The 20,838-nt window shown below is 69.0% G+C and carries 20 protein-coding genes; 15 read left to right on the top strand and 5 right to left on the bottom strand.

Features of this window, described 5'->3' with window-relative positions:
- Positions 1-29 precede the first annotated feature (29 nt).
- The 12 genes from ACWDUD_RS10325 to ACWDUD_RS10380 all read left to right on the top strand — a co-directional run bounded on the left by ACWDUD_RS10325 (position 30) and on the right by ACWDUD_RS10380 (position 12,888).
- A complete protein-coding gene (locus ACWDUD_RS10325; protein WP_450109241.1) occupies positions 30-2,507 on the top strand; it encodes an HAD-IC family P-type ATPase in 2,478 nt (825 codons plus the stop codon).
- A 59-nt stretch (positions 2,508-2,566) separates the two neighbouring features.
- On the top strand, positions 2,567-2,863 hold the full coding sequence (locus tag ACWDUD_RS10330) for an antitoxin (protein ID WP_450109242.1): 297 nt from the start codon (positions 2,567-2,569) through the stop codon (positions 2,861-2,863).
- A gap of 70 nt (positions 2,864-2,933) precedes the next feature.
- Complete coding sequence (locus tag ACWDUD_RS10335; protein WP_450109243.1) at positions 2,934-3,122, top strand: antitoxin; 189 nt, start codon at positions 2,934-2,936, stop codon at positions 3,120-3,122.
- A 179-nt stretch (positions 3,123-3,301) separates the two neighbouring features.
- Positions 3,302-4,936 carry a Na+/H+ antiporter gene (locus tag ACWDUD_RS10340; protein ID WP_450109244.1) on the top strand — a complete coding sequence of 545 codons (1,635 nt, stop codon included), beginning with the start codon at positions 3,302-3,304 and terminating at the stop codon, positions 4,934-4,936.
- Between the two features lie 68 nt (positions 4,937-5,004).
- Positions 5,005-5,688 carry a hypothetical protein gene (locus ACWDUD_RS10345; protein ID WP_450109245.1) on the top strand — a complete coding sequence of 228 codons (684 nt, stop codon included), beginning with the start codon at positions 5,005-5,007 and terminating at the stop codon, positions 5,686-5,688.
- On the top strand, positions 5,685-6,287 hold the full coding sequence (locus ACWDUD_RS10350) for a hypothetical protein (protein WP_450109246.1): 603 nt from the start codon (positions 5,685-5,687) through the stop codon (positions 6,285-6,287). The genes ACWDUD_RS10345 and ACWDUD_RS10350 overlap by 4 nt, the downstream gene beginning before the upstream one ends.
- Positions 6,288-6,560: 273 nt before the next feature.
- Positions 6,561-7,778: a sensor histidine kinase gene (locus tag ACWDUD_RS10355; RefSeq protein WP_450109247.1), complete on the top strand. Its 1,218-nt coding sequence runs from the start codon at positions 6,561-6,563 to the stop codon at positions 7,776-7,778.
- A 32-nt stretch (positions 7,779-7,810) separates the two neighbouring features.
- The gene (locus ACWDUD_RS10360; RefSeq protein WP_197250907.1) at positions 7,811-8,593 is read left to right on the top strand and encodes a LytR/AlgR family response regulator transcription factor; all 783 of its coding nucleotides are present in this window, start codon (positions 7,811-7,813) and stop codon (positions 8,591-8,593) included.
- Positions 8,590-8,958: a hypothetical protein gene (locus ACWDUD_RS10365; RefSeq protein WP_197250908.1), complete on the top strand. Its 369-nt coding sequence runs from the start codon at positions 8,590-8,592 to the stop codon at positions 8,956-8,958. The genes ACWDUD_RS10360 and ACWDUD_RS10365 overlap by 4 nt, the downstream gene beginning before the upstream one ends.
- A gap of 6 nt (positions 8,959-8,964) precedes the next feature.
- Positions 8,965-10,773 (top strand): sodium/solute symporter, encoded by a 1,809-nt coding sequence (locus ACWDUD_RS10370; RefSeq protein ID WP_450109248.1) that lies wholly within the window; start codon positions 8,965-8,967, stop codon positions 10,771-10,773.
- A gap of 190 nt (positions 10,774-10,963) precedes the next feature.
- A complete protein-coding gene (locus ACWDUD_RS10375) occupies positions 10,964-11,254 on the top strand; it encodes a DUF485 domain-containing protein (RefSeq protein ID WP_197250921.1) in 291 nt (96 codons plus the stop codon).
- Complete coding sequence (locus ACWDUD_RS10380) at positions 11,251-12,888, top strand: solute symporter family protein (protein ID WP_197250910.1); 1,638 nt, start codon at positions 11,251-11,253, stop codon at positions 12,886-12,888. Before ACWDUD_RS10375 ends, ACWDUD_RS10380 begins: the two co-directional genes overlap by 4 nt.
- Before the next feature lie 136 nt (positions 12,889-13,024).
- Here the strand turns inward: ACWDUD_RS10380 and ACWDUD_RS10385 are convergent, their stop codons facing one another.
- The 3 genes from ACWDUD_RS10385 to ACWDUD_RS10395 form a co-directional block, all read right to left on the bottom strand.
- Entirely contained in the window at positions 13,025-14,020 is a 996-nt protein-coding gene (locus ACWDUD_RS10385) for a linear amide C-N hydrolase (RefSeq protein WP_450109249.1), read from the bottom strand.
- Positions 14,021-14,180: 160 nt separating this feature from the next.
- A complete protein-coding gene (locus ACWDUD_RS10390; protein WP_450109250.1) occupies positions 14,181-15,284 on the bottom strand; it encodes a CaiB/BaiF CoA transferase family protein in 1,104 nt (367 codons plus the stop codon).
- Positions 15,281-16,468 (bottom strand): acyl-CoA dehydrogenase family protein, encoded by a 1,188-nt coding sequence (locus ACWDUD_RS10395; protein WP_450109251.1) that lies wholly within the window; start codon positions 16,466-16,468, stop codon positions 15,281-15,283. Before ACWDUD_RS10395 ends, ACWDUD_RS10390 begins: the two co-directional genes overlap by 4 nt.
- 144 nt (positions 16,469-16,612) lie before the next feature.
- Between ACWDUD_RS10395 and ACWDUD_RS10400 the strand changes: the two genes are divergently transcribed.
- Entirely contained in the window at positions 16,613-17,620 is a 1,008-nt protein-coding gene (locus ACWDUD_RS10400) for a LacI family DNA-binding transcriptional regulator (RefSeq protein WP_450109252.1), read from the top strand.
- 149 nt (positions 17,621-17,769) lie between these two features.
- Positions 17,770-18,369 (top strand): TetR/AcrR family transcriptional regulator, encoded by a 600-nt coding sequence (locus ACWDUD_RS10405; RefSeq protein ID WP_450109253.1) that lies wholly within the window; start codon positions 17,770-17,772, stop codon positions 18,367-18,369.
- 9 nt (positions 18,370-18,378) lie between these two features.
- On the opposite strand, the gene ACWDUD_RS10410 is transcribed toward ACWDUD_RS10405, so the two are convergent.
- Entirely contained in the window at positions 18,379-18,642 is a 264-nt protein-coding gene (locus ACWDUD_RS10410; protein ID WP_450109254.1) for a WhiB family transcriptional regulator, read from the bottom strand.
- 786 nt (positions 18,643-19,428) lie between these two features.
- Between ACWDUD_RS10410 and ACWDUD_RS10415 the strand changes: the two genes are divergently transcribed.
- Positions 19,429-19,860 (top strand): type II toxin-antitoxin system Rv0910 family toxin, encoded by a 432-nt coding sequence (locus tag ACWDUD_RS10415; RefSeq protein ID WP_450109255.1) that lies wholly within the window; start codon positions 19,429-19,431, stop codon positions 19,858-19,860.
- 3 nt (positions 19,861-19,863) lie between these two features.
- On the opposite strand, the gene ACWDUD_RS10420 is transcribed toward ACWDUD_RS10415, so the two are convergent.
- Entirely contained in the window at positions 19,864-20,775 is a 912-nt protein-coding gene (locus ACWDUD_RS10420; RefSeq protein ID WP_450109256.1) for an ABC transporter substrate-binding protein, read from the bottom strand.
- Positions 20,776-20,838 lie beyond the last annotated feature (63 nt).

Below are 20,838 nucleotides of genomic sequence, written 5' to 3' on the forward strand. Positions count from 1 at the left end.
CTTCCCCGCGCTGGCATAGCCTGTTCTTCATGTCAGTTGAAGAGCCCACCGCGGTCGTCGGTGCCGGTGAGACGGTCGTGACCGATCCCGCCCATGTCGCCGGCGGCCTGACCACCGAGCAGGTCGCCGAACGTGTGGCGCGGGGCGAGACGAACGACGTTCCCGATCGCGCGTCCCGGTCCGTCAAGGACATCGTCCGCGCGAACGTGTTCACGCGGATCAACGCGATCCTCGGTGTGCTGTTCCTCATCGTGCTGTCCACCGGCTCGATCATCGACGGCATGTTCGGCCTGCTGATCGTGGCGAACAGCGGCATCGGAATCATCCAGGAGATCCGCGCGAAACGGACCCTGGACAAGCTCGCGATCGTCAGCCAGACCAAGCCGGTCGTACGGCGCGACGGACGATCCGCCGAGCTCGCCCCGCGCGAGGTGGTGCTCGACGACATCATCGAACTCGGTCCCGGCGACCAGTTGGTGGTCGACGGTGTCGTCGTCGAATCCGAGGGCCTCGAGCTCGACGAGTCGCTGCTCACCGGCGAATCCGACAACGTCGACAAGGCGCCCGGCGCGACGGTGATGTCCGGCAGTTTCGTCGCGTCGGGCAGTGGTGCCTACCGTGCGACGAAGGTCGGTCGCGATGCCTACGCGGCGCGGCTGGCCGAGGAGGCCAGCAAGTTCACGTTGGTGCACTCGGAACTGATGGCCGGCATCAACAAGATCCTGAAGTTCATCACCTACCTGATGATCCCGGCGGGTCTGCTCATCATCTACAACCAGCTGTTCTCGAGCGGCGAGTCGCTCGGTCCCGCGCTCAGCGGCATGGTGGCCGCGCTCGTGCCGATGGTCCCCGAAGGCCTCGTGCTGATGACGTCGATCGCGTTCGCGGTCGGGGTGGTCCGGCTCGGGCAGCGCCAGTGTCTCGTGCAGGAACTGCCGGCCATCGAGGGCCTGGCCCGCGTCGACGTGGTGTGCGCGGACAAGACCGGAACCCTCACCGAGAACGGGATGCGGCTGGCCGAGATCGTGCCGATCGACGGCGCGGACGAGAACACGGTCGGTGCCGCGCTCGCGGCGATGGCCGGCGACGATCCGCGCCCGAACGCGAGTGTCGCCGCGATTGCGGAGGCCCTGCCCGACGATCCGGGTTGGGGTGCGGCGACCGCGACCGCCCCGTTCTCGTCGGCGAAGAAGTGGAGCGGCCAGTCCTACGGTGCCCACGGCAACTGGCTGCTCGGCGCCCCCGACGTGCTGCTCGATCCGGCATCCGACGCCGCCCGCAAGGCCGAGGAGATCGGCGCGCACGGGCTGCGGGTGCTGCTGCTCGCCGAGAGCGACCGTCCCGTCGAGGACGAGGCCGCGCCGGGCGTCGTCACCCCGCGTGCGCTGGTAGTGCTCGAGCAGCGGGTGCGGCCCGACGCGAAGGACACCCTCGAGTACTTCGCCGGGCAGAAGGTCGACGTCAAGATCATCTCCGGTGACAACGCGGTGTCGGTCGGGGCGGTCGCGTCGTCGCTGGGTCTGTCGAACGGGGATCGGCCCGTCGACGCGCGCACCCTCCCCGAGGACCGGGACGAGCTCGCCGAGACCGTCGCGTCCGCGACCACGTTCGGCCGCGTGCGACCCGATCAGAAGCGCGCGATGGTCGGGGCTTTGCAGTCGCGTGGGCACACCGTCGCAATGACCGGCGACGGCGTGAACGACGTGCTGGCCCTCAAGGACGCCGACATCGGAGTCGCGATGGGCTCGGGCAGTCCCGCCACCCGCGCGGTCGCGCAGATCGTGCTGCTGGACAACAAGTTCGCGACCCTGCCGCACGTGGTGGGGGAGGGCCGCCGCGTCATCGGCAACATCGAACGGGTTTCCAACCTGTTCCTCACCAAGACGGTGTACTCGGTGCTGCTGGCGTTCTTCGTCGGGGTCTCCGGGGTGCTGTCGCAACTGTTCGACTTCGATCCGCTGCCCTATCCGTTCCTGCCGCGGCACGTGACGATCGCCGCCTGGTTCACCATCGGCATCCCGGCGTTCCTGCTGTCGCTGGCCCCGAACAACGAGCGTGCCCGGCCCGGGTTCGTGCCCCGCGTGATGCGGCTGGCGATTCCGTCGGGCGTGATCATCGGTGTTGCGACGTTCGTCTGCTACGTGCTCGTGTACGGGGGACCGGAGCAGACCGAGCAGCAGAAGATCCAGGCCGGCACGTCCGCGCTGATCACCCTGATCATGATCGCGCTGTGGGTGCTCGCAGTCGTCGCCCGGCCGTATCAGCTGTGGAAGATCGTGCTGTTGATCGGATCGGTGCTCGGCTACGTCATCCTGTTCACGGTGCCGTTCTGCCGCGAGTTCTTCGCGCTGGACCCCTCGGACCTCGGCTACACGACGATCGCGTTCGTGTGCGGCGCCGTCGGTGTGTTCCTGGTGGAGGTCTCGTGGTGGGTCACCGGGCGTCTGCACGGCGAGCACCGCCGCCTGTTCGCCGCCCCGGACGATCTGCTCCCGGGCGTACACTGACCGGCGTATTGCGAACACCCTCGGCAAGAACCGTTCCGCTTCGACGGAAGGAACAGCAGATGGGCTTCATGGATACGTTGAAGGGCTTGTTCGGCAAGGGCAAGGACTATGCCGCCCAGAATCCCGACAAGGTCGGTTCGGCCATCGACAAGGCCGGCGACCAGGTGGATCAGAGGACAGGCGGCAAGTACGCCCAGCATGTCGACAAGGCGCAGGACGCGGCGAAGAAGCACCTCGGTGCCACCGGTGGCCAGGACGCGGGCACACCGCCGCCGGGTGCGCCGCCGGCCCAGCCCCCGACCCCGCCACCCGGGACGGAGCAGCCCGGCCCGCCGCCGGGACCCGGTTCCGGATAGCGTTCCCGGAGATCCTGCGTCGGGTGTGGCAGGCTTCCTTTCGCTCGGTACCCAAACGAAAGGAAATGCCGTGGGCTTCTTGGACAATGTGAAGGGCATCGTCGACAAGGGCAAGGAACTCGCCGCCGATCACCCCGACGTGGTGAACCAGGCGATCGAGAAGGCCGGCGACCTCGCGGACGACAAGACCGGTGGCAAGTTCTCCGGCCAGGTCGATGCGGCGGAGAACGCCGCGAAGAACGCCCTCGGCACTGCCTGATCCGACATGGCTCGCGTGCGCCGGAATCGACCGGCGCGCGTGAGCCGCGCAGCGGTCGGACACGCGCACACGTACGGACGGGTGCGCGTGTCCGCTAGCTGCGCGAATCCTCCCGATCCGGCGTCCTGACCGAAACGACCGACCGCCATCGCCGCGCGTGGCAGAGCAGAATCGTTGCCGTGAACGGGACCTGGATACTGTTCGTCGTCATCGCGGCGATCGCCGTCACCGGACTGGCGACCCGGCGCAATCTGCAGGCGCCGCTGGTGCTCGTCGCGATCGGTGCGGCCGCGTCGTTCATCCCCGGACTGCCCCGGCTGGAACTGCAACCCGAGGTGATTCTCGGTGTCGTGCTTCCGCCGCTGCTGTATTCGGCCGCGCTGCGGTTCTCCGTTCCCACCTTCCGGCGCTACCTGTCGCCGATCCTGCGGCTCGGCATCGTCACCGTCCTCGCGACCGCCTTCGCGGTGGCGTTCTTCGCGGAATGGCTCGTCCCGCAGCTGACGTTCGGCGCCGCACTGGTGCTCGGTGCGGTCGTCGCCCCCACCGACGCGGTCAGTGCCGTCGCCGTCGGGCAGAAACTCGGACTGCCGAAACGGGTCATCGCGGTACTCACCGGGGAAGGGCTCGTCAACGACGCGACCGCCCTGACCCTGTTCACGGTCGCGGTGTCGACGGTCGCCGGCACCCGGGTGTTCTTCGACTCTCCGGTCATGTTCTTCGGCTACGAGGTGGCCGGCGGTGTCGCCGTCGGACTCGTGCTCGCGGTGGTGGTGCATCAGGTCCGGCTCCGCATGTACCACTCACCACTGGAAACGTCTCTGGGACTGGTGCTTCCGTTCACCGCCTATCTCGCGGCCGAGGAGATCCACGCGTCCGGGGTGCTCGCCGTGGTCGCCGCCGGCCTGTACATGGGGCACCGCGCCACCGACGCATCGGTGAACACGCGGATCCAGGAACGCTACGTGTGGGAGAGCCTGGATCTCCTGCTCGAGATGTTCGTCTTCGCGTACATGGGACTGCAGCTGAAGTTCGTGCTCGACGACGTCACCGACCACGGCTACGACGTCGCTCTCGCGCTGCTGTACGCGCTCGCGGTGCTCGTCGTGGTCATGGCGGTGCGGCCCGCGTGGGGCCTGCTGAACTGGGGACGTCGCCGCGTCACCCGCGACATCGGGCTGGTCCGGCTGGGCCGCGACCGGTTGAGTTTCCGCGAACACCTGGTCGTTTCGTGGGCGGGGATGCGCGGTGTGGTGACCCTCGCCGCCGCCGGTGGTATCCCGTTCGTGCTCGAGTCCGGCGAACCGTTCCCGGGTCGCGACATCATCCACCTCATCGCGCTGGTCGTCGCCGTCGGAACCCTGCTCATCCAGGGTGCGACCATGCCCGCCCTGATCCGCAGGCTCGACGTGCACGACCCGTACGAGCGGCTGCGCAACGAGGAGCAGCGTGCCCTCGCCCGATCCATCGTCGAAACCGCCGCTCGCGGCGAACTCCGGAACCTCGCGGAGCGCCCACCGTCCGGGTTCGACGCCGAGTCCGTGCGCCGCATCCTCGAACGGGTGCGTCGGTCCGTCCAGGCCCGCGTCGACGCCCAGGCCGTCGAGTCGGAGAACGAGGACGACCGCAACCTCGACGCCAGCGCACTGTTCGACGAATTCCGGCGATCGATCCTGCGCGCCCAGCGCACCGCTCTGATCGCCGCGCGCGACGAGGGAACCCTGGACGACGAAATCCTGCGCGTCGAACTCGAAAGCCTCGACGTCGAGGAGGCCGCCGCGGAGGAACGGATCGACCGCCGCGGCCGGACGTGAGCGGCCCGGCAGAAATCGGGTAGTGCACTACGCGTGCGCCCCGGACGTCGCCGGAAGACGCTGGGAACATGCGAAATACGGGGACGACGAGCAGGCGGCGGGGAACGGCTGCCGCGATCGGCATGGGCCTGGCTGCGCTCGGTCTCGTGTTCCTCGGCGCGACCCGCGCCGGGGCATCGCAGGACCCCGACTCGGGTTCGTGCTGCGTGTCGACCACCACGGTGACCGAGACGGTGTACGTGCCCACGACGGTGTACGAGACGGTGTACGTACCCACGACGGTCTACGAGACCACGACGGTGTACGAGACGACGACCGAAACCGTCACCGAGACCGTCGAAGTGGGTGGGACCGCAACCGAAACCGTCACCGAGACCGTGATGGAGAACCAGGCGCAGCCACCGGACACGGTCACCGAAACGGTGACGGTCTCGGCCGGATCGCCGGTCACCGTGGCCTCGCCGCCGGACCCGCCCACCCCCGCGGCCGGTACTCCCGCTCCGAAGAACACGGTCACGGTGGCACTGACCGGACTCGGCGCCGGAGCGGGCGCACTCGCCGGCGCGGTGCTGGTCACCCGGCTCCGCCGGCCGGGTGAACGCCGCAGCGGACGAAGGACCCGGGAGGTGCGCGCGGTCGCCCGGCCCGACCGGAATCCGCGGACCACGGTCGAGGACCGGGCGGGCCCGGCGGTCGGGATCGATTTCCGTGCCCGCTCGTGGGACATCCGGACGACAGGAGACAACCCATGACCGATCCGAACGCGATCACCGCGCGCACCGTGTTGCTGCCGGGCGTTCCTCCGGACCGGTCGGCCGCGGCGGTGGCCGACGTCCTCGGCCGGTTCGGCGCTGTCCGTGCCGCGGTGAGGGCGCTGAACGCGCTCACCCCGGATGTGCTCACCGCCGTCGACGCGGAGGTCGCCGCCGCGGTCGCCGAACTCCTGGAGGTCGGCCTCGACGACCTGTTCGCGCAGGGCTGGCAGCGCTACCGGCGGTTGCGTGACGCGGCCACCACGTCCCTCACCGGCACGAAACAGCTTGTGCCGCTGGACAGCACGCGGATCACGGCGAACCAGCATCCGTCCGTCGAACTGAGCCTCGACGGCGTGCTCGTCGGTCGCGTCGACCTCGACCTGACCGCCGAATACGACCTCCACGGTGTCGTCGCGGTCGTCGAATCCGGCGCGCTGACCGCCCTGCGCTTCGGGGAGTGCGACGTCGCCGTCACGTTCGCGGTGCGGCCGGTGGGTACCGTGCTGCAGCGTCGAAGGACCTTCTCGGTGGGAGCGCTCGCGCCGATGAGGGAACCGGTGCCGCTCGTCGGTTCCGCGCGGGCACGACCCGCCTGACGCGTTGCGGCGGTCCGCGGCGTCCGGCGTCATGGGGCATTTTGCCCGATCCCCATTTCGGCGCACCTGTCGCCCAATCGCCGCCCTCGCCCCCTTCCTTCCGAGCGAATGTACCGCTCGTCTCCTTCAACCGACTGAGCGATACATTCGCTCGGAAAAGAAGGATCGGGAGACACGCCCTAGGTTTGTATGCATGATCGCGACCGACCTGTTCGAGCATCCGCGCCTGTTCGAGCATCCACGCCTGCAGCGCCCGGCCCGGTGGGGTGAGCAGTGACCGGCACTGTCGTCGTCGCGCTCGTCGTGGTGGCCGCGCTCCTGGCCGGCGGTATCGCCGCGGTGTGGGCACGGACCCGTCGCGTCGTCACCACCCCCGCCGAACGCGCCGTGCACGCGACGCTGCACACCGCCTCGCTCGCCGCGCGACCGCTGCGCCGCGGACTCGACGCGACCTCCGCGCAGGAGGCCGCGCCGCAGCTGCGGACCCTCACCGGCGCGCAGGCCGTGGCACTGCTCGACGCCGACGGCAATCGGCTCGCCTGGCACGGGTTGTACGAGGGACTCGCCGCCCAGATGCACGACGCCGCTGTCCGCGCGATCGAGGGGGAGCGCCGCGTGCTCGTCGGCCACGGCGATCTGGTGCGCGGACCCGAAGAGCTCGCGGCGCGGGCGCTGATCGCCCAGCCGCTGATCATCGACGGCGTCGGTGTGGTCGGGGTGCTCGGCGTCGTCACCACCACCGAACCGGGCCCGGCGATGCTCGGGGTGCTCGCCGAGGTCGCGGGATACGCGTGCAGCCAGATCGAACTCGCCGAGCTCGACGCGTCCCGCGCGCGGCTGGACCGCGCGGAGGTTCGTGCGCTACGCGCCCAGATCAGCCCGCACTTCATCTACAACGCCCTCAACACGGTTGCCTCGTTCGTGCGCACCGACCCGGACCGGGCTCGCGAACTGTTGCTCGAGTTCGCGGACTTCACGCGGTATTCGTTCCGTTCCGCGGGCGAGTACACGGTGCTCGCCGACGAGCTGCGCAACATCGACCGGTATCTCACGCTCGAACGTGCCCGGTTCGGCAATGCGCTCGACGTGCGGTTGCAGATCGCCCCCGAGGTCCTGGGGGTGGTGCTGCCGTTCCTCGCGTTGCAGCCGCTGGTGGAGAACGCGGTGCGGCACGGCATCGCCGGGAAACCGACGCGCGCCGGCACCATCAGCATCGTCGCCGCCGACGAGGGCACCGACTGCGTCATCAGTGTCGAGGACGACGGCATCGGCATGGACCCGGAACTCCTGCGCTCGGGTTCGCTCGACGCGGTCGCGGACCGCGAGGACAGCGGCGTCAAGGAGTCCGCGCACGTGGGCCTGGCGAACGTCGACGACCGGTTGCGGGCGGCGTTCGGCAACGATTACGGCCTGGTCGTCGAGACCGCACCGGGCGCCGGCACCAAGGTCAGCATGCGGGTGCCGAAGTTCCGGCCGGGGATCCGACCGTGACCGGCGGCGGGGCATGGCACGATGATTCCGTTGTGAACGACAATCCGGAGTCCCTCACCGTGCTGGCGGTCGACGACGAGCCGCCTGCCCTCGACGAGCTTGCCTACCTGCTGCGCCGGCGCGACGAGATCGGCTCGGTTCACACCGCGGGCGACGCGACCACCGCGCTGCGGCTGCTGCGCGACGGTGGCATCGACGCGGTCTTCCTCGACATCAACATGCCCGGGCTCGACGGCCTCGAGCTCGCGGGGATCCTCCGCAACTTCGCGCAGCCACCGTCGGTGGTGTTCGTGACCGCGCACGACGACCGCGCGGTCGCGGCGTTCGACCTGGGTGCGGTCGACTATCTGCTCAAGCCGCTGCGCGAGGAACGGCTCGCCGAGGCGGTGCGGCGGATCGCCGAACGCCGCCGCAGCAGCAGCGACCAGGGCGGCGCTCCGTCGTCGTCCGACGAGGTGATTCCCGTCGAACTCGGCGGGGTCACGACGCTGGTGCCGCGGTCGTCGGTGCGGTGGGTCGAGGCCGACGGCGACTACGCGCGCCTGCACACCGCGACCGGTTCCCACCTGGTGCGCATCCCCATTTCGACGCTCGAGAGCCGCTGGGCGGACGCCGGATTCCTGCGGGTACACCGGTCGTACCTGGTGGCGCTGCCGCTGGTGACGGGCATCCGCAGTGTCGGATCCGGCCTGGTGGTGTGCCTGCGGCCGGAGGGGGACCAGCAGCCGGTGGAGCTTCCGGTCAGCCGCCGCCACACCCGGGAACTCAAGGACCGGCTCATCCGCGGTCCCATGCAGACCTGGACGGCCCGATGAGCACCGCCGGTCCGCCGCCGCGGGAACGGGTGGTGCTCGCGCAGCGGCGCGGAGCCCGCATGGTCCGCACCCGCGTCGAGGTGCAGCAGCAGACGCAGATCGGCGACGCGATGGTGCGCGGCCTCGTCCGGGCGCAGCTCGGGCTGGCGTTGCGGCTCGCGCTCGTCGCGGTGTGTTTGCTGGGGGCGCTGCCGGTGCTGTTCGCCCTGGTTCCCTCGCTCGCGGAGGTGACGCTGCTGGGGCTGCGGCTGCCGTGGTTGCTGCTCGGTGTCGTCGGCTATCCGGTGCTGCTCGGCATCTCGTGGCTGTACGTGCGGCTGGCCGAACGCAACGAGCAGGACTTCACCGACCTGACCGACGACTGAGCCGCGATGGGCACCGGTTCGATTCCCGTTCTCACCGTCGTCGGCCTGATCGCCGCTGCCGCCGCGACCGTCGCGATCGGCATCTACGGCGTCCGCCTGGCACGCACGACCTCCGACTTCCTCGTCGCGTCGCGCACGGTCGGGCCGCGCTGGAATGCCGCGGCGATCGCGGGGGAATACCTGTCCGCCGCATCGTTCCTCGGTGTCGCCGGGCTCGTCGCGAAGTACGGCGCCGACGCCCTGTGGTATCCGGTGGGCTTCGCCGCAGGCTATCTGGGCCTGTTGCTGTTCGTCGCCGCACCGCTGCGCCGGTCCGGCGCCTACACGGTGCCGGACTTCGCCGAGTTCCGGCTCGGCACGCGCTGGGTGCGCACCCTCGCGATGATCGTCGTCGCCGTCATCTGCGTGCTGTACCTGGTGCCGCAGTTCCAGGGGGCGGGACTGACGCTGAACATCCTGCTGGGGCTGCCCGAGTGGGTGGGCGTGGCCGCGGTCGGGGCGATCGTCGTCGGCAACGTCGTCGGCGGCGGCATGCGGTCGATCACGTTCGTGCAGGCGTTCCAGTACTGGCTCAAGCTCACCGCGGTCGCGTTGCCGGCGCTGGTACTCACCCTGCATTTCCTCGCCCACGACCGGGTCCTGACCGAGGCGGTGCCGCCGACCGTCACCGATCGCACCACCGTCGACATCACCACCGATGTGATCGTGCAGGTGGGGGAGCCGCTGCAGGTCGACGTCACCGGGCACATCGACGGCCGGCCGGTCGCCGGTCCGGTGCTGCTCGCGCCGGGCCAGCACGAGCTGTCGTCGGGAACCGAGCTGGTGCTCGCCGCCGGCTCGCCCGTTCCGGTCGTTGCGGGTGCGCCGCCGGACAACGACTCGTGGGCCTCACCCGGAAACGGATTCGGCGGGGACTACCCGATGTTCCAGGTGTACTCGCTGATCCTCGCGACGTTCCTCGGCACGATGGGCCTGCCGCACGTGCTCGTGCGGTTCTACACCAACCCCGACGGCCGCACCGCGCGGGTGACCTCGCTCGCCGTGATCGCCCTGGTCGGCATGTTCTACCTGTTCCCGACGCTGCTCGGCGTCTTCGCGCGACTGTATGTGCCGCAGTTGCTCATCACCGGACGCTCGGACGCGGCGGTGCTGCTGCTGCCCGGATCGGTGCTGAGCGGGTGGGGTGGGCAGCTGCTGGCCGCGCTCGTCGCCTCGGGTGCGATCGCCGCGTTCCTGTCCACGTCGTCGGGCCTGCTGGTCAGCGTCGCGGGCGTGCTGTCGACGGATGTGCTGCGTGGCCGGGTCCGGGACTTCCGGATCGCGGCGGTGCTCGCCGGGATCGTGCCGCTCGCGTTGTCGCTGTCGGTGACGTCGCTGGACCTGTCGCGTTCGGTGGGCCTGGTGTTCGCGGTGGCGGCGTCGACGCTGTGCCCGCTGCTGATCCTGGGTATCTGGTGGCGGGGCCTCACCGCGGCCGGGGCCGCCGCGGGGATGGTGCTCGGCGGGCTGGTGTCCGGGACCGCCGCGATGGTGGTGGTGCTCGCACCCATCGATCCGGATCGCGGCGGCTGGCCGGCGGTGCTCGTCGGCTACCCGGCCGCGGTGAGCGTGCCGCTGGCGTTCCTGGCGATGGTGCTGGTCTCCCTCGCCACCCGCCGGTCGGTTCCCGCGGACGTGGGGCGCACCTTCTCGCGCATGCACGTCCCGGAACGGCTCGGCATGGGCCGCGACCGTGAGATCGGCGCATTCGGTGCGGGCGCGTCCGGTGCCGATAAATCCGTTTCGGGGGATCGGACGCGCCGTTCGTCGCGGTGAGTCGACCGCTCGGCGCACGACACGACAGCTCGGCGTGCGATCGGACCGCACTCCTTATGCGTGTGACCGTCGTCTCATTACCGTCTGTTCTCACTACAACTCACAAACCGAGGAGTCGGCAGTGACCACAGTCAAGAGTGGGCTCGACGCGCCGGTACGGCGCGAACCCACACCCCAGGACTTCGTAGCCATGCAAGCGAGCCCGGAATTCCAGGAATTGCGTAGCCGGTTGCGGCGGTTCGTGTTCCCGGTGACGGTGTTCTTCCTCGCCTGGTACGGGGTCTACGTACTGCTCGCGACGTACGCCGCCGACTTCATGGCGACGAAGGTGATCGGCAACATCAATCTCGGCTTGATCCTGGGCTTCGGTCAGTTCGTGACGACGTTCGTGATCACCGCCCTCTACGTGAAATTCGCAGGACGCGAGCTCGATCCTCGGTCCGCCGCGATCCGTGAAGAGCTGGAAGGACCGGCCCAGTGACCGTTCTCGCGCAGAGTGGGACCGCCGATGTCGGCAACCCGCTGATCAACATCGCGATCTTCGTCGCGTTCGTCGTCGTCACCATGGGCCTGGTCATCAAGGCCAGCCGCACCACCAAGAAGGCCTCGGACTTCTACACCGGCGGTGGCCAGTTCTCCGGCCCGCAGAACGGTTTCGCGATCGCCGGTGACTACCTGTCGGCCGCGTCGTTCCTCGGAATCGCCGGTGCCATCGCCGTGTACGGCTACGACGGCTTCCTGTACTCCATCGGCTTCCTCGTCGCGTGGCTCGTCGCGCTGCTGCTCGTCGCCGAACTCCTGCGCAACACAGGGCGTTTCACGATGGCCGACGTGTTGAGCTTCCGGCTCAAGCAGCGGCCGGTGCGCATGGCCGCGGCGCTGTCCACCCTCGCGGTCTCGCTGTTCTACCTGCTCGCCCAGATGGCCGGTGCCGGTGGCCTGGTCGCGCTGCTGCTCGACATCCACGACAAGGCCGGTCAGGCGATCGTCGTCGCGGTCGTCGGTGTGCTCATGATCGTGTACGTGCTCATCGGCGGCATGAAGGGCACCACCTACGTGCAGATGGTCAAGGCCGTCCTGCTCGTCGCCGGCGCCGCGATCATGTTCGTCCTCGTGCTATTCGCCGTGCGCGGCAACTTCTCCCAGCTGCTCGCCGACGCGCAGGCCATGGCGTCGAACTCCTCGGACGCGGCGGTCGCCGGTCGCGACATCCTCGCTCCGGGCGCGAAGTACGGCATCAGCGACATGACCCGCATCGACTTCGTCTCGCTCGGTATCGCCCTGGTGCTCGGCACTGCCGGCCTGCCGCACGTGCTCATGCGCTTCTACACGGTGCCGACCGCGAAGGAAGCCCGCCGCTCGGTGACCTGGGCGATCGCGCTCATCGGTGCCTTCTATCTGTTCACCCTGGTCCTCGGCTACGGTGCCGCGAAGCTGGTCGGCCCGGACGTCATCCTGAACGCCCCCGGCAAGGAGAACGCGGCGGCTCCGCTGCTGGCCTTCGAACTCGGCGGCACCCTGTTCCTGGCGATCATCTCCGCGGTCGCGTTCGCCACGATCCTCGCGGTCGTCGCGGGTCTGGCGATCACCGCGTCGGCGTCCTTCGCCCACGACATCTACGCCAGTGTCATCAAGCGCGGCAACGCAACCGAGGACGAGCAGGTGCGGGTCTCGCGCATCACCGTCGTCGTCATCGGCCTGATGTCGATCGTGCTGGGCATCCTGGCGATGGGGCAGAACATCGCCTTCCTGGTCGCCCTCGCGTTCGCGGTCGCCGCCTCGGCGAACCTGCCGACGCTGCTGTACTCGCTGTTCTGGAAGAAGTTCAACACCACCGGTGCACTGTTCAGCATCTACGGCGGTCTGATCAGCTGCCTGCTGCTGATCGTGTTCTCCCCGGCCGTGTCCGGCAAGCCGTCGTCGATGTTCCCGAACGCCGACTTCGCGCTGTTCCCGCTGTCGAACCCCGGCATCGTGTCCATCCCGCTGGCCTTCGTCCTCGGCATCGTCGGCACCTACGTCGGCCGCCGCAAGGTGGAGGATCCGTTCAAGCAGGCCGAGATGGAGGTCCGCTCGCTCACCGGTGTCGGTGTCGAGAAGGCGGTCGCCCACTAGAGACAGTCGCCCACAGGAGAACCCTGGCGGCGAACCCCTTCGGTGCCGCGCTCCCAGACCCGGGAGCGCGGCACCGTCGCGTTTCGGGTTCCCTGCTGTTCCGGTTCTGCCACTGCGCAACCGGCAGTTCGAGGACCTACTGTGCAGCCGGAAGTTCGAGGAACTGGAGCGGGGCGGTGTCGACGAACCGGTCCGTGACGTTGCCGCCGAGCCCACCTTCGAGTGCGGTGTCGCCGAGCAGATCGAGCTTGCGCGCCGGCGCACCCTCGGTGAAATCCAGCTCGGAGAGGTCGACCCACAGGACGTTCGGGCGCGTCGTCGACGCGAACACGTAGCGTCTGCCGGTCAGGTCACCCACGGTCTGCCAGATCGTCTGTGACGCATAGGGTTTGTCCGGATCCGGAACCCGGAACGGCTGCGCCGCATTGCGGATGACACTGAACATCCCGGCGACGGCCTCCACGCCGCTCTCGGGTTCGGGAAGCCGGCCGACGTAATAGGCGGCGCGGGCGAACCTGTCGGCGGCGTCCGTGGTACCGGGCAACGGCTTGTCGCCACCGAATCCCTCGACCTCGCGGAGCAGTTCGAGCTGCTTGTCGTAGGTCGGTGAATTCGTCATCACCTGATAGCTGCGGTCGTGCCAGACGGTGGCCTTGCCGTCGACGTACTCGACGATCGCCGAATCACCCGTCGCATCGTCCAATGCGAGATGCACCGTGGGTACCTCGCCGGTGGCCGGGTCGCCGAGAGGAACGACCTGCACCTCGGTCTGCTCGATCCACGCCGCAGCCTCCGCGACCGTGGCGAAGTTGTCCAGGAAGTACTGCATCCACACGGCCATGCTCAGCGCCGGCCGGGACGGGTCGTACGTTCCGTAGTCCGACTCCGCGAGCCAGAGGATGTGTCCCGACAGGCCGGCCTCGTTCATGCCGTCGACGGTCATCATGTCGAAGGCCGCGGCCACGACGCTGCCGAACTTCGACGTCCAGGTCAACGAGCCGCCGACGCCGTCCCGCCGGTCGATTCCGCGCGGCAGGGACCACAGATTCGTCCCCGTGTCGCGGTGATAGTCCATGTTGCGGCCGACGAGTACCGATCCCGCCGCATCCGGCCACACGACCCTGGTGCACATGTCTTCTCTCTTTCCCGCCCGCCGGGCACATGCGTATCGAATAGGTTGGGAACATCGAGGGGCGTATTCGACTGTGGCACATTCGCCACCGACGCCGGGCGAAACGGCGCGAACCGTCACCCGGCGTCGGTGTTGTAGGCGTTGGAGAAGCTGTCGAGATCTAACCGAGGCGAGGCGGCGCCGTGCGGTACGTCGCGGGGGTGGCGCTGAGCCGGATCGGGTTGGCGATCTGGCGGAGTGGAGCGTCCCGGTCCGGATCGTCGATCGACACGACCGGCGACAGGCCGAGGCGCTCGGCGAGGGCGACGGCGTCGGCGATGTCGTTGAGCGGCCCGCACGGCACGCGTGCCGCGGTGAGGGCGTCGAACCAGGCGTCGGCGGTGTTCGTCGACAGCAGTTCGTCGAGGATCTTCGTCAGTTCCTCGCGGTTCGCGACGCGTGCGGTGTTCGTCGTGAACCGGTCGTCGGATGCGAGTTCGGGCGCCCCGAGAACCTCTACCAGCGAGGCGAACTGGCGGTCGTTGCCGACGGCGAGGACGAACGGCCGGTCCGCGGTGCTGAACACCTCGTAGGGTGCGATGCTCGGATGCCGGTTGCCCATGGCCTTCGGCACTACGCCGGCCGCCACATAGCCCGACGACTGGTTCGCCAGCGCCGACAGCAGCGACGACAGCAGGTTCACCTCGACGCGCTGGCCCTCACCGGTCCGGTCGCGGTGCCGAAGCGCGGCGAGAATGCCCAGCGCAGCGTGCATTCCGGTGATGACGTCGACGACCGCGACACCGACCTTGGTGGGGGTCGCCGGGTCGGGCCCGGTGATGCTCATCAATCCGCCGACCGCCTGGATGAGCAGGTCGTAGCCGGGCAGGTTGTTGTTGCCGCCGAACCCGGTGATCGAGCAGTACACGATGTCGGGGTTGAGTTCGCGGGCCTGCTCGTAGCCGAGGCCGAGCCGATTCATCGTGCCGGGCAGGAAGTTCTCGACGACGACGTCGGCGCGGGCGACGAGGTTACGGGCCTCGTCGAGCCCCGCCTCGGTGGTCAGGTCGATCGACACCGACCGCTTGTTCCGGTTGACACCCAGGAAGTACGTCGACTCGTCGCCGACCCACGGCGGACCCCAGTGCCGGGTGTCGTCGCCGAAGCCCGGGCGTTCGACCTTGACGACCTCCGCCCCGAGGTCGGCGAGCAGCATCGTGGCGTAGGGGCCGGCGAGCACGCGACCGAAGTCGGCGATCACCAGCCCGTCCAATGCCCCTGTCACCGGAAGGCTGCCTCTCCGGTCAGGGCCTTGCCGATGGTCAGCTGGTGGACCTCGGAGGTGCCCTCGTAGGTCAGCACCGATTCGAGGTTGTTGGCGTGCCGGATGACGGGGTATTCGAGGGTGATGCCGTTCGCACCCAGGATGGTCCGGCACTCGCGGGCGACCGCGATGGCCTCGCGGACGTTGTTGAGCTTGCCCAGACTGACCTGCTCGGGGGCGATCTCGCCGCGGTCCTTCATCCGTCCGAGGTGGTAGGCGAGCAGATGGCCCTTGCCGACCTCGAGCGCCATGTCGGCGATCTTGGCCTGGGTGAGCTGGTAGCCGGCGAGCGGCTTGTCGAACACCTCGCGGGACTGCGAGTACTCGATCGCGGTCTCGAGGCAGTCGCGGGCCGCGCCGATCGCACCGAAGACGATGCCGAAGCGGGCCTCGCCGAGAGAGGTCAGCGGTCCGCGCAGGCCCTTGGCCTTCGGCAGCATCGCCGAGGCCGGCAGGCGCACGCCGTCGAGGACGAGTTCCGAGGTGACCGAGGCGCGCAGCGACAGCTTGGAGTGGATCTCCGGGGCGGAGAAGCCGGGGGTGTCGGTGGGGACGACGAAGCCGCGGATGCCCTTGGCGCCCTCCTCGAGGTCGGTCTGAGCCCACACGACGGCGACGTCGGCGACGGACCCGTTGGTGATCCACATCTTGGTGCCGTTGAGGATCCAGTCGTCACCGTCGCGCTTGGCGTTGGTGCGCATCCCGGCCGGGTTGGAGCCGAAGTCCGGCTCGGTCAGGCCGAAGCAGCCGATGGCCTCGCCGGCGGCCATGCGGGGGAGCCATTCCTGCTTCTGCTCCTCGCTGCCCCAGTGGTGGATGGAGAACATCGCCAGCGAGCCCTGCACCGAGACGAGGCTGCGGATACCGGAGTCGACGGCCTCGAGCTCGAGGCAGGCCAGGCCGTAGGCGGTGGCGCTCATGCCGGCGCAGCCGTAACCCTCGAGGTGCATGCCGAGCACGCCGAGCTGCCCGAGTTCCTGCGCCAGCTCACGCGCCGGGATCTTCGCTTCCTCGAACCACTGGGCCACGTGCGGACGGATGCGCTCGTTGCCGAACTTGCGAACGGTGTCGCGGATGTCGATCTCCTCCTGCTCGAGCAGGGAGTCGAGGGCGAAGAGCTGGGTCAGCGACTGGGGGTTGGACATGACTCTCTCCGGGGGTCGAGGAACGTTTGTCATAACGTTTGCGAGAACGTTTGCACGAACGATTGCGTGCCCTACGCTAAGGGGCGTGCTCCGGGCTCGTCAACCCGGAACTCGAACTCGATGCGAAACGAGCAGGAGAGCCGAATGTCCCGTCCCGACCGTGCGCCGACGCTCAAGGAGATCGCCGAGCGTGCCGGCGTGCACGTCTCGACGGCCTCCCGCGTGCTGCGCCAACCCGAACCGGTCGACGGCTGGTCCGAATCGGCCCTGCGCGTGCGGGAGGTCGCGGCCGAGCTCGGCTACCGGCCGAATCTGTGGGCGGCGAGCCTGCGCACCCGCAAGACGACCACGCTCGGCGTCGTCATGCCGCGGCTGACCGACGGGGTGGTCGCGACGACCTACCAGGGCATCGAAGAAGCCGCGACGAAGGCCGGGTACTCGGTCCTGCTGTCGAGCCCGCCCGACGACCTCGAGGCGCAGCGCCGTGCGATCACCCTGCTGGTCGGGCGGCAGGTGGACGGACTGTTGCTGAGCAGCCTGCACATTCCCGGACGCCCGTTCGTCGAGTCCCTGGGGCTCGGGCAGCTGCCGATCCTGACCGTGACCCGGCACGCCGACGCGGGACTGCCGTTCGTCGTCGGTGACGACTACCGCGGCGGAGCGCTCGCCGCCCGGCACCTGCTCGATCGCGGCTACACCGACCTCGCGATCATCGCCGGTCCCGACCATGCGAGCACGGCCCGGGATCGGCGCGACGGTTTCCTCGACACCTTGCGCGAGGCGTCGGTGGAGGTCCCGGCCGGCCGGATCGTCCCGTCGAGCTTCGACGTCTCCGGCGGCGTGGAGGCGGGCCGGGCGCTGCTCGACCGGCCCGATCGGCCCCGCGCGATCTTCGCGGTCAGCGACACCATCGCCATCGGCATCCTCGGCGTCGCCCGCGACCTCGGGCTGTCCATCCCGGACGATCTCGCCGTCGTCGGCTACAACGACATTCCCGTCGTCGCGCAGCTGCCGGTTCCGTTGACCACGGTCCGCTCGCCCGCGCACGACATCGGGGTCGCGGCCGTCCGCCGCCTGCTCGACCTGGTTCGCGACGGTGACGCCGAGTCGATGCGGCTGCCCGTGGAGCTGGTGGTACGCGCCTCGAGCTGATGCGCTGCCGGGGCATGCGCAGGCAGCCCCAGGGCGAATGTGCCTCCGTGACGATGCGTGCCTTCGGCCGAGGTCGCATCGTTTTCGGAGCGATAGGATGTCCGGGCGACAACGGAGACCCGTTCGAATTGTGGAGGTGGACAGCGCGCATGCCCTCGCCGCGCAGGATCGGGGCTCCCGATGCGAAGAATCGGACGGTCCTGCTGGACGCCGCCGAGAAGGTCATGCTCGAGCACGGCTATGCGGCCGTCTCGTCCCGCCGCGTCGCCGAGCAGGCCGGCCTCAAGCCGCAGCTCGTGCACTACTACTTCGTGAACATGGACGAGTTGCTCGAAGAGGTGTTCCGGCGCCGCGCCGAACAGGGCCTCGAGATGCAGCGGAAAGCGCTGGCATCCCCGCAACCGCTGTGGGCACTGTGGCGGTACAGCAGCAACCCGTCCGGGGTGGCGCTGACGATGGAGTTCATGGCGATGTCGCGGCACCGGCCCGCGCTGCGGAAACTTCTCGCCGACTACTCCGAGCGGTTCCGGCGCGACCAGGCGGAGGCGATCGAGGTGCTGCTCGACCGGTACGGCGTTGCGCACGAGGATTTTCCGCCCGTCGTCGCGTCGGTCCTCACGACCAGTCTGTCCCGTGTCGTCGTGATGGAGGAATCGCTCGGCTTCACCCTCGGCCACGCCGAAACCATCGAGCGCGTGGAACGATGGCTCACCGCGGTCGAGGGTGAGTGGGGCAGCCCGAAGCGATAGACCGAGCGGTCAGCGAATCATCTTGCCGCGGCGGTATTCTCGTCCTCCCCACACGCCCGTCTGGGCGGTCGCGATTGCGTAGCTGCCGCATGCCGCGGCGATGGGGCAGCGGCCGCAGATCTCGGCCGCGTAGTCGAACGACTCGCTCGGGTCGGGGAACCAGCGGTCCGGGTGCCGGTCGCCGCGGCAGGCGGCAGCCGACCAGTCCGCGTCGTCGGTGGTCGGCGGGTGCTCGGCCAGGTACGTGGTCACGGCGGTGGGTGAGCGGCGCATGACAATCGACAACCTCGTTCTCTCGCAATGCAAGTGGTGATGGTCGAGGCGTGATGGTCCCGCGACGGCCGAGAAAGGCCGATGGTCACCGTGACGGTGGCGAAAAGCTCGGGGCGCACACGCCCCGAGGCGGGGCGTCAGTGGACGCGGACTCCGGTGTTCCGACCGGGATTTTCGAGAACTCGATCCAGGAAACGAATCTTCTTCTGCGACATGCGCTGCGAGTGCGAAGCGGTGTGCATCGGAGTTCCTTTCCGGTCGAGTTCGGCTGTTCCGGTCGCCCAGTGTGCCATGTCGAAGCGCGGAGGTGTGGGAATTTTTTCGGTGTCAGATCCGGGAACGCAGTGTCGCCACTCCGGGACCGTCGAGTTCGTCGGCGACGCCGGAACGACCGGCCATCGCCATCAGCAGTGCTTCACCGGGCCCGTGGATCTCGGGTCCTCGTCCCGTGGCCCAATCGACGTCCGTGGCGACCAGTCGAAGCCCGTGGATCCGCCGGGATGCACCGATGGGCGGCGCGAAACGTGCGAAGCGGAGAGCGGGTTCGAGCCGCTCGGCGGAATTTCTCGCGGGATGCCGAGCGGGCCCACCGCTGTATCTCCGGCCGGCCCCGAATGCGCTCGCCGTGTCGGAATCCGCTCGGACTGCAGCGTGAGCGAATTCGTACTCGGCGCGTCGATCGTCGGCCGGTCGCGTGCTCGCAGCGTAATACGACGGGCCGACACGAAACGGGGATCCGCGAAGCGGGCTGGCGAGACGGCCGGATCGGTGTCTACGCTTCCGCGCATGGCGAAACTCGAGGTCACCACCCGCGTCCCGCTCGATCCGGAACGAACCTGGGCCACCGCGTCGGACCTGCACCGATTCGACGAGTGGCTCACCATCCACGACGGCTGGCGCAGCGAGCTGCCCGAGGAGCTGACGGTGGGTACGACCGCCGAATCCGTGGTGTCCGTCAAGGGACTGCGCAACCGGGTCGCGTGGAAGGTCGAGGAGATCGACGCCCCGCACCATCTGGTGCTGCGCGGAAACGGCAAGGGCGGAACGAAGTTTCGGCTGCTGCTCACCGTCACCGGAACCACCGGCGGTTCGGACCTGTCGCTGAACATCGACCTCGGCGGGGCTCCGCTGTTCGGGCCGATCGGGTCGGGTGTCGCGCGCACTCTGCGCGGCGATCTCGAGGCGTCGTTGCGGAAATTCGCCGAACTCTACGGCTGACGACTATTCGAGGACGGGCGCTCCGCCGGTTCCGGCGAGCCACTGCGTCGCGAATTCGTCGAGTGTCCCGTCCGCGTAGAGGCTGTCGATCGCGGCCGACACACACGGCGTGAGCGGACTGTCCTTCTCGAGCACCATGCCGAAGAACTCGGTGACCTCGTTGGGCCGCGGGAACTGACCGACGACCACCGTGCCGGGAATCTGCTCGGTGATCTGGAACCCCGTCGGCAGATCCACCACGATTCCGTCGACCGTCCCGTCCGCGAGGGCGGACTTGGAGTCGTCGGTGGTCTCGAAGGCCACGGGTTCGGCGGCGGCGTGGATGGTGTCGGTGATGGCGAGCAGGCTCGTCGAACCCTGTTGCGCACCCAGTTTCATCCCGGACAGGTCCGCCAGCGAGGTGGCGGCTGCCGCAGGGCTGCCCTGTCGCGCCACGATCGCCTGCCCGACCGCGTAGTACGGGGACGACAGGTCCACCGCGTCGCGGCGGGTGTCGACGATCGTGACCTGTCCGAGCGCCGCGTCGAAGGACTTGTCCCCGGGCGCGATCATCTCGTTGAAACCGACCCGCTCGATGCGGACCTGCTCGGGGGTGTAGCCGAGTCTTTCCGCGACCGCGGCGGCGACCGCACCTTCGTACCCCCGGCCGTTGGCGGGATCGTCGTCGACGAACCACGGAGCGTATGCGGGATCGTCGGGGGCGAGGGTGAGTACCCCGTCGGTGTGGGTGGTGCGGGAGCCGGGTCCGCAGTCGTCGATCGCGTCGGTGGGTGGGATCCGGCTCGTCGCCGGTGCGAGTGACGTGGTGGTCGCGGGGACCGGATCCGGTTCCGGCGATGCGGTGCAGGCGGCCGGAATCGCCGCGACGGCAATGATCACCGCCGCAGCGCGCAGGCGTCGCAGCGGGGACAACACGCGGGCAATACTGCCTTCCCCGTCCCGATCCAGCAAGATCAACGCGAACGATTGGCACAATGA

Source organism: Rhodococcus sp. NPDC003382, assembly GCF_053589135.1.

Excerpts from the sequence above, each read along its gene's own strand:
- ACWDUD_RS10325 (WP_450109241.1), top strand. The coding sequence starts at position 30 with ATGTCAGTTGAAGAGCCCACCGCGGTCGTCGGTGCCGGTGAGACGGTC.
- ACWDUD_RS10330 (WP_450109242.1), top strand. The coding sequence starts at position 2,567 with ATGGGCTTCATGGATACGTTGAAGGGCTTGTTCGGCAAGGGCAAGGAC.
- ACWDUD_RS10345 (WP_450109245.1), top strand. The coding sequence starts at position 5,005 with ATGCGAAATACGGGGACGACGAGCAGGCGGCGGGGAACGGCTGCCGCG.
- ACWDUD_RS10350 (WP_450109246.1), top strand. The coding sequence starts at position 5,685 with ATGACCGATCCGAACGCGATCACCGCGCGCACCGTGTTGCTGCCGGGC.
- ACWDUD_RS10365 (WP_197250908.1), top strand. The coding sequence starts at position 8,590 with ATGAGCACCGCCGGTCCGCCGCCGCGGGAACGGGTGGTGCTCGCGCAG.
- ACWDUD_RS10370 (WP_450109248.1), top strand. The coding sequence starts at position 8,965 with ATGGGCACCGGTTCGATTCCCGTTCTCACCGTCGTCGGCCTGATCGCC.
- ACWDUD_RS10375 (WP_197250921.1), top strand. The coding sequence starts at position 10,964 with ATGCAAGCGAGCCCGGAATTCCAGGAATTGCGTAGCCGGTTGCGGCGG.
- ACWDUD_RS10385 (WP_450109249.1), bottom strand. The coding sequence starts at position 14,020 with ATGTGCACCAGGGTCGTGTGGCCGGATGCGGCGGGATCGGTACTCGTC.
- ACWDUD_RS10395 (WP_450109251.1), bottom strand. The coding sequence starts at position 16,468 with ATGTCCAACCCCCAGTCGCTGACCCAGCTCTTCGCCCTCGACTCCCTG.
- ACWDUD_RS10400 (WP_450109252.1), top strand. The coding sequence starts at position 16,613 with ATGTCCCGTCCCGACCGTGCGCCGACGCTCAAGGAGATCGCCGAGCGT.
- ACWDUD_RS10405 (WP_450109253.1), top strand. The coding sequence starts at position 17,770 with ATGCCCTCGCCGCGCAGGATCGGGGCTCCCGATGCGAAGAATCGGACG.
- ACWDUD_RS10410 (WP_450109254.1), bottom strand. The coding sequence starts at position 18,642 with ATGCGCCGCTCACCCACCGCCGTGACCACGTACCTGGCCGAGCACCCG.
- ACWDUD_RS10415 (WP_450109255.1), top strand. The coding sequence starts at position 19,429 with ATGGCGAAACTCGAGGTCACCACCCGCGTCCCGCTCGATCCGGAACGA.